This window comes from Bifidobacterium sp. LH_512, from assembly GCF_056356435.1.
In genome coordinates this window covers 856,952-868,179 of the sequence record NZ_JBKEUE010000001.1, presented here as the reverse complement: position 1 = coordinate 868,179, position 11,228 = coordinate 856,952, and the positions used below count along the sequence as shown (strand labels likewise).

General features: G+C 57.5%; 7 protein-coding genes. 6 read left to right on the top strand and 1 reads right to left on the bottom strand.

Annotated elements, in window-relative coordinates:
* The first annotated feature begins 2 nt into the window (after positions 1 to 2).
* Positions 3 to 647, top strand: coding sequence for a DNA/RNA non-specific endonuclease (locus AC1AWD_RS03825; RefSeq protein WP_476563847.1), 645 nt, complete (start codon positions 3 to 5; stop codon positions 645 to 647).
* Positions 644 to 1,018: an immunity protein YezG family protein gene (locus AC1AWD_RS03820; protein WP_476563846.1), complete on the top strand. Its 375-nt coding sequence runs from the start codon at positions 644 to 646 to the stop codon at positions 1,016 to 1,018. Before AC1AWD_RS03825 ends, AC1AWD_RS03820 begins: the two co-directional genes overlap by 4 nt.
* A 105-nt stretch (positions 1,019 to 1,123) precedes the next feature.
* Here AC1AWD_RS03820 and rpsT read toward each other — a convergent pair whose 3' ends face one another.
* Positions 1,124 to 1,384 carry a 30S ribosomal protein S20 gene (gene rpsT, locus AC1AWD_RS03815; RefSeq protein WP_476508483.1) on the bottom strand — a complete coding sequence of 87 codons (261 nt, stop codon included), beginning with the start codon at positions 1,382 to 1,384 and terminating at the stop codon, positions 1,124 to 1,126.
* 198 nt (positions 1,385 to 1,582) lie between these two features.
* Between rpsT and lepA the strand changes: the two genes are divergently transcribed.
* The 4 genes from lepA (at position 1,583) to AC1AWD_RS03795 (ending at position 11,185) form a co-directional block, all read left to right on the top strand.
* Positions 1,583 to 3,463, top strand: a complete 1,881-nt coding sequence (lepA, locus tag AC1AWD_RS03810; protein ID WP_476563844.1) for a translation elongation factor 4 — start codon at positions 1,583 to 1,585, stop codon at positions 3,461 to 3,463.
* 240 nt (positions 3,464 to 3,703) lie between these two features.
* On the top strand, positions 3,704 to 4,972 hold the full coding sequence (gene hemW, locus AC1AWD_RS03805) for a radical SAM family heme chaperone HemW (protein WP_476563842.1): 1,269 nt from the start codon (positions 3,704 to 3,706) through the stop codon (positions 4,970 to 4,972).
* Positions 4,973 to 5,093: 121 nt separating this feature from the next.
* Positions 5,094 to 9,659 carry a glutamate synthase large subunit gene (gltB, locus tag AC1AWD_RS03800; protein ID WP_476563840.1) on the top strand — a complete coding sequence of 1,522 codons (4,566 nt, stop codon included), beginning with the start codon at positions 5,094 to 5,096 and terminating at the stop codon, positions 9,657 to 9,659.
* A gap of 2 nt (positions 9,660 to 9,661) precedes the next feature.
* Entirely contained in the window at positions 9,662 to 11,185 is a 1,524-nt protein-coding gene (locus AC1AWD_RS03795) for a glutamate synthase subunit beta (protein ID WP_476563838.1), read from the top strand.
* Positions 11,186 to 11,228 lie beyond the last annotated feature (43 nt).

Here is an 11,228-nt window from a genome sequence, read left to right as displayed (position 1 = left end):
GTATGGGCGAAATGCACAATACGTCCGACGCTCAAGGGCTTAACCGGCAAGCGGAGCGACTGGACGTCAAAAAACCGGAACAAAGTGTAGGCGTCGAGCAAGCCTTAGCCAATGTCGAATCCTCGGTTCCACATAATGTGGCCGAAGCGGAACATATGGCCAAGGAAAAGGTCTATCATGACGACAACGGCGAAATATATCGCATCGGCAACCAGCTCAAGCCGAATGCGGAATTCACCCGGAATGGATACAACTACGAAACGGATGAGTTAGGTCGAACAAAATCCGTGTCCGGAAAACTCAGATTGCCGGAGCAACTCAAAAATCGCAACATGGATAATATGGAAGCCGTGGCAAACGGTTCGAATTTGCCGGATGATCAACGAGGTCATATATTCGGGCGCCTGTTCGGAGGCAGCGACGGCATAGAGAATCTTGTGTCGATGAATAAAGAGCTGAATCTCAGTGACTACAAGAAAATGGAAAACAAGCTTGTCGGAGCACTTCAGGCTGGTAAAGAAGTATATCTAAAAGTGGAGCCGGTATATACGGATGATTCCAAACGGCCTACCAGTTTCACGGCGACATATTCTATCGACGGTGAAAAAACTATAACTACATTCTCGAATGAAGGAAAGCAATCATGATGGATGAAACAATCTACCAGCGTATTCTCGACGAATTGGCACAGTATCTGCCTCAGGATTGGCAGAAACTGGTTGTCTACCTTGAATACGGGGAAGCGTCGTATACCATCGCCTTTTTCGTCAAGCAATCAGGCAAATATCGTAAATGCTACGACCTTGCCGGCGTTTCCGATGCTGAATTACTCACATCCTTCAAGTGCATCAATGAATTCGTTGCGCCGGCACGCAAGAACGCTCCCGGGGGCAAGTGGACGACGATGACGATGGTGGTCGATGATACCGGCGACATGCATACGGATTTCTCTTATGAGGACTTGTCTGAAACTTCCTACGAGTACGAGCAAGAGTGGAAGAAGCAGTATCTGGTGTAATGCTGCTCGCCAAACGGGCAGCATCATCGTCACAAACAAAAAGTTGTCCCCGCAGATTCTTTCGAATCTGCGGGGACAAATATAAAAGCGACTTATTCAGTCAGATCACATAGCGTTGATCTTCACAGCCAGACCGGACTTGCGGTTGGCGGCCTGGTTCTTGTGAATCACGCCACGGCCTGCAGCCTTGTCGAGCTTCTTGGAAGCGACCTGGAAGGCGGCTTCAGCGGCGGCCTTGTCACCGGAGGCGATGGCCTCACGGGTGGCGCGGATCGCGGTCTTCAGGGCGGACTTCACCATCACGTTGCGCTTGTGCGCCTTCTCGTTGGTGAGGACGCGCTTCTTCTGCGACTTAATGTTTGCCACTATTTCTCCAAACGACGTTTACATATAAGGACATACAAGCAAATATGATAACACGGTGCACGGATAAACCACAGCGCCTTCAGGAGTGTCGCCACGCGGATGCCCATGGTTGCGGCTAAAATCGTTCCGTTACGCAGTTCGCGGCATGTTTGCGCCGCGTAAGTTCGCAGTACATGCAGTATATACGAGGAGGATGGCGTGGGCCAGCAGCATAATCAGCCCGGATACACCGATCAGTCGCTGATACGTAATTTCTGCATCATCGCACATATCGATCACGGTAAATCCACTGTGGCGGACCGTATTCTGCAATTGTCGGGCATCGTGCCGGAACGTGAGATGCACGACCGCTTCCTCGACCGCATGGATATCGAGCAGGAGCGTGGCATCACCATCAAGTCGCAGGCGGTGCGCGTGCCGTGGACGTTCGACGGCACCGAATACACGCTGGGCATGATCGATACCCCGGGCCATGTCGATTTCACGTACGAGGTCTCCCGCGCACTGGCGGCATGCGAAGGCGCTGTGCTGCTGGTCGACGCGACGCAGGGCATCGAAGCGCAGACGCTGAGCAACCTGTATATGGCCATCGACCATGACCTGGCCATCATCCCGGTGCTGAACAAGATTGATCTGCCGAGTGCGGAGCCGGATAAGCATGCCGAAGAAATCGCCGGCCTGATCGGCTGCGACCCGTCCGACGTGTTGCGTGTTTCCGGCAAAACCGGCGAAGGCGTCGCCGAGTTGCTCGACCGCATCGTCATGGATATCCCCGCACCGACCGGAGACCCCGACGCCCCGGCGCGCGCGCTGATTTTCGATTCCGTATATGACTCGTACCGCGGCATCGTCACCTATATTCGTATGGTCGACGGCGAGCTGAAATCGCGTGAAAAGCTGCACATGATGGGCATCGACATGACGCATGACCCGATTGAAATCGGTGTGATCAGCCCGGAAATGATGCCGACGAAGGCGCTTGGCGCAGGTGAGGTCGGTTACGTGATCACCGGCGCGAAGGACGTAAGCCAATCGAAGGTCGGCGATACGATTACGACGGCGAAGGACGGCGCCGCCGAGCCGCTTGCCGGCTATCGCGATCCGCAGCCGATGGTGTATGCGGGCCTGTTCCCGATTGACAATGCGCAGTATCCGGAACTACGTGAAGCGCTCGACAAGCTCAAGCTCAACGATGCGGCGCTCATCTATGAGCCGGAAACGTCGGTCGCGTTGGGATTCGGTTTCCGCTGTGGCTTCCTCGGCCTGCTGCATATGGAGATCGTCTCCGAACGCCTGAGCCGCGAGTTCAACCTGGATCTGATCTCCACCGCCCCGAACGTGCCGTACACGGTTACCGCCGAAGACGGTTCCGTGCATCGCGTCACCAATCCGAGCGAATTCCCGGACGGCAAGATCAAGAAGATCGTCGAACCGATGGTCGCCGCCGATATCATCACGCCGAAGGAATTCATCGGCGCGGTGATGGACCTGTGCCAAGACCACCGCGGCATCATGGGAACGATGGAATACATTTCCACCGACCGCGTCGAAATGCACTACCGCATTCCGCTCGCCGAAATCGTATTCGATTTCTTCGATCAGTTGAAGAGCCGCACGAAGGGCTACGCGTCGCTCGATTACCATGAGGATGGCGAGCAGTCCGCCGACCTGGTAAAGGTCGATATCCTCATCCAGGGCGAGAAGGTCGATGCGTTCAGCGCCATCGTGCACAAGGACAAGTCGTACAGCTATGGCGTGATGATGACGAAGAAGCTGCGTGAACTGATTCCACGCCAGCAGTTCGAGATCCCGATTCAGGCCGCGATTGGTTCGCGCATCATCGCCCGAGAGAACATTCGCGCGCTGCGCAAGGACGTGCTTGCCAAGTGCTATGGCGGTGATATCTCGCGTAAGCGTAAGCTGCTGGAAAAGCAGAAGGCCGGTAAGAAGCGCATGAAGATGCTCGGCCATGTCGAGGTGCCACAGGAGGCGTTCATCGCTGCATTGTCCACTGATGACGGCGCAAACGACCGTGATACGAAGGACAAGATTCGCGCCGCCCAGAAGACCGAAGGCTGATATTGCCAGCGATGCCGTCATCCGCACCATACTGTGGGTGGCGGCATATTTTGTGGACGATGCGATCCATGCGTCATCTCGAATCGCAATATCGAACGTCACCATTTGAATACCGGTATATCGCGTATTGCCGCGTCGCAATTGTCTTGCAATCATTTTGCAATCAGTAACTATCAATCATCAACCACCAATTTCAATCCTCACTCGCAAAACCGCGAAATATCAATATTGGAGGACACCATGTCGCCGAATCCTTTCGAAGTCTACGTGCATGTGCCGTTCTGCCTGCGCCGCTGCGGATACTGCGATTTCAACACGTATACGGCCGTCGATATGGGTGGAGGCGCCTCGCGCGGCAATTACGCGAATATGGTGATTCGTGAAATGCGTCTGGCCCGCCAATGGCAGTTGGATCATGGCATTGATGAGCCGCCTGCGGATACCGTGTTTTTCGGTGGCGGTACGCCGACGATTTTGCCGGCGCGTGACTTGAACGCGATATTGCAGGCGATCCGTGATATTTGGGGCGTCGCCGACGATGCGGAAATCACGACGGAGGCGAATCCGGATACGGTGAACGCCGATTATGTTCGCGAACTCGCGGACGGCGGCTTCACGCGCATTTCGTTTGGTATGCAGTCGGCTGTGCCACACGTGTTGGCCACGCTGGACCGCACGCATACACCGGCGAATGTCGAGATTGGCGTGCGCGCGGCCGAGACGGCAGGATTGCGCTCAAGCGTCGATCTGATTTACGGCGCGCCGGGGGAGAGCCTTGACGATTGGCGCACATCGGTTGAGACTGCGATTGGTTTGGGCGTCAATCATATTTCGGCGTACGCGTTGACGGTGGAACCGACGACGACGATGGGACGCAGGATTGCGGCCGGATTGCTGCCGAAACCTGATGACGACGATGAAGCCGCGAAATATGAGATTGCCGACGATTTGCTGAGCGCGGCGGGCCTGCGATGGTATGAGATTTCCAATTGGGCGAGACCGGGATTTGAAAGCCGTCATAATCTGGGATATTGGCGCAACGTCGATTGGGCTGGCATCGGGCCGGGCGCGCATAGCCATTATATGATACCGCAGTCGGCGGGGCAATCGCAGCAGGACGCATCTGATGATGACGCTGCAATGAGCGACGCCGTAATGCGCCAATCCGCGGGATTGCGCAGCTGGGATATCGCGCATCCGAAATTGTGGGGTCTTGCTATTGGGGAAAACCGTCTTCCGTGGGCGGACAGTGAAACGATCACCGCTGGCGAAAATCTGGAAGAAACCATCATGCTGGGATTGCGTTTGCGTGAAGGCCTGTCGCTGATGCGTGTTCGTAATGCGATGCGTGCCGCCGGCATTACACGCGATATCGATATGTCACACCTTGATGGCATGACGCAATCCGGCCTCGTCATCATAGACGGCGACCGCATCATCCCAACCAGAAAAGGCCGCCTTCTCAACGACGCTATCATCAACGATTTCTTTGACATATGCGGATTGTAAATGCCGAAATCTCCGTCATATGGACACCGAAACATTTCCGTCATATGTGTGGGCGTACCCTGTGAACGCATTATTAAAGAACCGCAGTTTCGTCTGCCAAAATGAGAAAAGGGTGGTTTCGGTGACTTTCCACGCTCCGCTTGATTTGACGATACACAGATCCGAAGGATTGTATGATCCCGGAGCTGAGCATGACGCTTGTGGCGTCGGTATGGTTACGACGCTCAACAAGCGTGCGGAGCGAAAGATCATCGATGACGCCATCGAGGTGCTCGTCAACCTGAACCATCGTGGCGCCGTTGGCGCGGAAGAGAACACCGGTGATGGTGCGGGTATCCTGATGAGCATGCCTGACGAATTCATGCGCGCCACCGTCGGCGTCGAGTTGCCCGAGGCAGGCCATTACATCGCCGGCATCGCGTTCCTTGACCGCGATATCGCCATTTCCGGACAACAGGAGCAGGCCATCGCCACAATCGCACGAGAGGAAGGCCTCGAAGTGCTTGCATGGCGTGTTGTACCGACCAATCCGAACGGCCTTGGCCTGCAAGCGCTGGCTTCGATGCCGTCCTTCAAGACGCTTGTCATGTCCGATGCGGAAGGTGCGCTGGGCGGCGTCGAACTGGATCGTAGGGCGTTCCGCGTGCGTAAACGCGTCGAACATGAGGTCGGCGTGTATTTCGCATCACTGTCGAGCAGCACGATCACGTACAAGGGCATGCTGACCACCATGCAGCTGCAGCCGTTCTTCCCGGATCTTTCCGATGAACGCATGAAGGCGCGCATCGCCATCGTACATTCCCGTTTCTCCACGAACACGTTTCCGAGCTGGCCCTTGGCGCAGCCGTTCCGTCTGTTGGCGCACAACGGCGAAATCAACACCATTCAGGGCAACCGCAATTGGCTCTCGGCGCGTGAAGGCAAGCTTAGCTCGAAGCTGCTCGGCGAATTGAAGCCGCTGCTGCCGATTGATACGCCCGGTTATTCCGATTCGGGCACCTTCGACGAATGCTTGGAATTGCTGTATCTGTCCGGACGCACGCTGCCGCACGCGATTTCGATGATGCTGCCGCCGGCGTGGGAGAAGAACACCGAGCTTGATCCGGATATTCGTGCGTTCTATGAGTACAACAACACGTTGATCGAACCGTGGGACGGCCCGGCGCACATTATTTTCACCGATGGCACGCAGGTCGGTGCGCTGCTTGACCGCAACGGCTTCCGCCCGGGACGTTGGCAGCTGACCGACGACGGCACGGTGGTGCTCGCTTCGGAGACCGGTGTACTGCCTCAGGTCGGAGAAGACCACATCGTCGCGAAGGGCCGACTGGAACCGGGCAAGATGTTCCTTGTCGACACGGCCGAAGGTCGTATGATTTCCGATGAGGAAATCAAGAAGACCCTCGCCTCCCGACATCCGTACCGTCAGTGGATCGAAGGCAACAGCGTCGATCTGAGCGAACTGCCGGCCCGCGAGCATGTGAGCCATTCCGGCCAGTCCGTGCAGCGCCGCCAGCGTGCATTCGGCTACACGGAAGAGGATCTGAAACTGATTTTGGCTCCAATGGCCAACACCGGTAAGGAGCCGCTGGGCTCAATGGGCAACGATGCGCCTTTGGCCGCATTGTCGAATCGCAGCCGCATGCTGTTCGATTATTTCACGCAGAAGTTCGCGCAGGTCACCAACCCGCCGCTCGATTGGGAACGTGAGGAAATCGTCACTTGCCTGGAATCCGCCATCGGTCCGGAACCGAATCTGCTGGAGGATTGCGAGCTGCATGCCAAGAAGATTCTGATTCCGCTGCCCGTCGTCAACTCCGAAGAAATGGCGCAACTGAAGCGTCTCGATCGTGCGAAGATTCTCGGCGGCTATTACAAGCCGTATGTCGTCAAGGGCCTGTACCAGGTGGCCGGCGGTGGCAAGGCTTTGGCGGAACGTTTGGAGGAGATTTTCGCTGAAATTGATGAGGCGATCGCCGAAGGCAAGAACTTCCTCGTGCTCTCCGACCGTGATTCGAACCATACGTGGGGCCCGATTCCGTCGCTGCTGCTCACATCCGCAGTGCAGCATCATCTGCTGCGCCGCCATACGCGTACGCAGATTTCCATGGTCGTGGAAGCTGGTGATGTGCGTGAAATCCACCATGTGGCACTGCTGATTGCCTACGGCGCGGCCGCGGTCAACCCGTATCTGGCGTTCGAATCCGTGGAGAACCTCGCCGCCGAAGGCTATCTCAACGTGGACGGCAAAACCGCGGTGAAAAATCTGACGAAGGCGCTTTCCATCGGCGTGCTCAAAATCATGAGCAAGATGGGCGTGTCCACCATCATGAGCTACCGCGGCGCTCAGCTGTTCGAGGCGGTAGGCCTGAACCATGACGTCATCGACCGTTATTTCACCGGCACCACCTCTCGCGTGGAGGGCGTCGGTCTCGACGAAATCGCCGAAGAAGTCGCCATCCGTCATCGCGTCGCCTATCCGAATCGGTGGACGGCCCGTCCGCATCGCAATCTGGAGACTGGCGGCGACTACAAGTGGCGTCGCACCGGCGAAGAGCATCTCAACGATCCTGAAGCCATCTTCCTGCTGCAGCAGTCGACACAGCGCGGCGACTATGGCATGTTCAAGAAGTATTCCGAACATATCAACGACACTTCAAACCGTCTGATGACGCTGCGCGGTTTGATGAAGTTCCGTCAAACGCGCAAGCCGATCGATATCGACGAAGTGGAACCGGCCAGCGAAATCGTCAAGCGTTTCTCCACCGGCGCCATGAGCTACGGCTCCATTTCGCAGGAAGCGCACGAAACGCTCGCCATCGCCATGAATCGCATCGGTGCCCGTTCCAATTCCGGCGAAGGCGGCGAATCCGACGACCGTATCAACGATCCGGAGCGTGTCAGCCGTATCAAACAGATCGCATCGGCCCGCTTCGGCGTCACCAGTGATTATCTGGTGCATGCCACCGATCTGCAGATCAAGCTCGCCCAAGGCGCCAAGCCGGGCGAAGGCGGACACCTGCCGGGCGCGAAGGTCCCACCATGGATTGCCAAGGTGCGTCATGCCACGCCGGGTGTGGAACTGATTTCCCCGCCGCCGCATCACGACATCTATTCCATCGAGGATCTGAAGCAGCTGATCAACGATGCGAAGATGGCCAATCCGAAGGCACGCATCCACGTTAAGCTTGTCTCCGAATTCGGCGTCGGCACCATCGCCGCAGGCGTGGCCAAGTGCCATGCGGACGTCGTGCTGATTTCCGGCTATGACGGCGGCACGGGTGCGGCTCCGCTCAACGCCATCAAGCATGCGGGCACCCCATGGGAGATCGGTTTGAGCGAAACGCAGCAGACGCTGATCCTCAACGGCCTGCGTTCTCGTATCACCGTGCAGTGTGACGGCGAATTGAAGACCGGTCGCGACGTGATGGTCGCAGCGCTGTTGGGCGCTGAGGAATTCGGTTTCGCCACTGCGGCGCTGATCGTCGAAGGCTGTGTCATGATGCGCGCCTGCCAGAAGAACACTTGCCCGCAGGGCATCGCAACCCAGGACCCTGAGTTGCGTGCACGTTTCCGTGGCAAGCCTGAGCATGTGATCAACTTCTTCATGTTCATTGCCGAAGAAGTGCGCGAGCTGCTCGCACAGCTCGGCTTCCGTACGCTTGAAGAGGCCGTCGGCCATGTTGAATGCCTGGATCAGAACGAGGCGATTCGCCGTTGGAAGTCCGATGGCATCGACCTAAGCAACGTGCTGATGCAGCCGGGGCCGGTTCCGGGAACGATTCTGCACAATACGGAACCGCAGAACCATGAGCTTGACAAGGCGCTCGACAACCAGCTGATAGACATGGCCAAGCCGGCGCTCGACAACCGCGAGCCCGTGCGCATCGACATGCCCATTCGCAACGTGAACCGTACACTCGGCACGATGGTCGGCTATGAGATTACGAAGCGTTACGGCGCCGAAGGTCTGCCGGATAACACCATCGACATGACACTGCACGGCTCCGGCGGCCAGTCCATCGGTGCATTCATTCCGCGAGGTGAAACGATGCGCGTGTACGGCGAAGTCAACGATTACGCCGGCAAGGGTCTATCCGGCGGTCGCATGATCGTTCGCGCGGAAGACGGCGTCACCTTCGATCCGCATACGAATGTCATCGCAGGCAATGTGACCGGCTTCGGCGCTACTTCCGGTGAAATGTTCGTGGCCGGCCGCGCAGGCGAACGTTTCGCCGTACGTAACGGCGGCGCCACCTTCGTGGTGGAAGGCGTCGGCGATCACGGCTGCGAATACATGACCGGCGGTACCGTCGTCGTGCTCGGTTCGACCGGTCGCAATTTCGGCGCAGGCTTCTCCGGCGGCCATGTCTACATCCTCGATCTGGACAACACCAAGGTCAATCCGGAAGCAGCCGAACATTCGCTGCGTTTCGAAACGCTCGACGAAGTGACCGAACCGATTGTGCATGATCTGGTCAAGCGTCACGCCGAAGAAACCGGCTCCGCATTCGCCGCCGACCTGCTGGCTGACTGGAGTGAGACCGTCAAACGTTTCACCCACATCGTGCCCAAGCAGTTCGTCGCCATGACCGATGCGATGCGTGATGCTGAGAAGAACAATATCGATTTCAATACGCCTGGCGTTTGGGAGCAGGTGTACGAGCAGGTAATGCAAGGAGTGTGAACATGGGTGACCCGAGAGGATTTCTGAAAGTCCGCACCCGTCGCGAATTGGCCGAACGCCCGGTTGAGGAACGTATCAAGGATTGGTTCGACGTGCATGCCGAATCCGGCATGCAGCCGTGGACCAGCGAGCAGGCCGCCCGATGCATGGACTGTGGTACTCCGTTCTGTATGACCGGCTGCCCGTTGGGCAATATCATTCCGGAATTCAACGATCTGGTCCGTCAGGAACAGTGGGAGGACGCGTACAACCGTCTGTCCGAAACGAATAATTTCCCGGAAGTCACCGGCCGCATTTGCCCGGCGTTGTGTGAATCTGCCTGCGTGCTTGGCATTTTCCAGCCGCCGACGATGATCAAGAACGACGAGTGCACGATCATCGACCAAGCTTGGGATTTGGATTATGTCAAGCCTCTGCCGCCGCAGCGCCTGACCGATCAGACCGTTGCCGTGGTCGGCTCCGGTCCGGCAGGTCTTGCCTGCGCCCAGCAGCTGACTCGTGCAGGTCACACAGTGGTCGTCTACGAGCGTGACGACGCGATCGGTGGCCTGATGCGTTACGGCATCCCGAATTTCAAACTTGACAAGCATCTGCTGGACCGTCGCGTCGAACAGATGAAGGCGGAAGGCACGCTGTTCCGCACCGGTATTGAAATCGGCCGCGATATCAGCTGGGATGATCTTCGTTCCCGTTACGATGCAGTGGTCGTCGCCATCGGCTCCACCGTGCCGCGTGACATGAATCTGCCCGGTCGTGACCTGGATGGCATTCATTTCGCCATGGAGTACCTGCCGGATGCCACACGTCGCGTGTATGGCGTGAAGCCGGTCAACGACATCACCGCCGAAGGCAAGCATGTCGTCGTTATCGGCGGTGGCGACACCGGTTCCGATTGCTTGGGCACCGCCTTGCGTCAGGGCGCCAAGAGTGTCACCGTGCTGCAGATCATGCCGAAGGAGCCGTCGGAACGTCCGGATAATCAGCCGTGGCCGACGTTTGCGCGCCTTTACCAGAAGACCACGTCGATGGCCGAGGGCGGCGAATACCTGTACAATACGGATTCGGTGAACTTCGTCGGAGACGACGACCGCGTCAACGTGGAAAACAGCGCCACCGCAGCTGGTTTCGTTGCCGATAGCAATGGTCACGTGACTGGCTTGAGGATCGTTGACGTGGCTCCCGGCGAGAACGGCCCGTTCACCCGTCAGCCGGGCACCGAGCGTGTTATTCCGGCTGATTTGGTGTTGATTTCCGTTGGCTTCCTGCACCCGGACACCGCTACGCTGGTCGATCAGCTGCCGGTGGAGTTGGACGGCCGTGGCAATGTGGCTCGCAATGACGATTTCGCTTCTTCCCAGGACGGCGTGTTCGTGGCCGGTGATGCCGGCCGTGGTCAGAGTCTTGTGGTGTGGGCGATTGCTGAAGGCCGCTCCTGCGCCGCCGCAGTGGACCGTTACCTCAACGGTAATACGGAATTGCCGGCGCCGATTGTCGCTTCGCAACGTCCAATGGCGTTGCCGCGATGAATGCAGAACCGCGAAATCTGATTGTACGACTGTAATATGACTG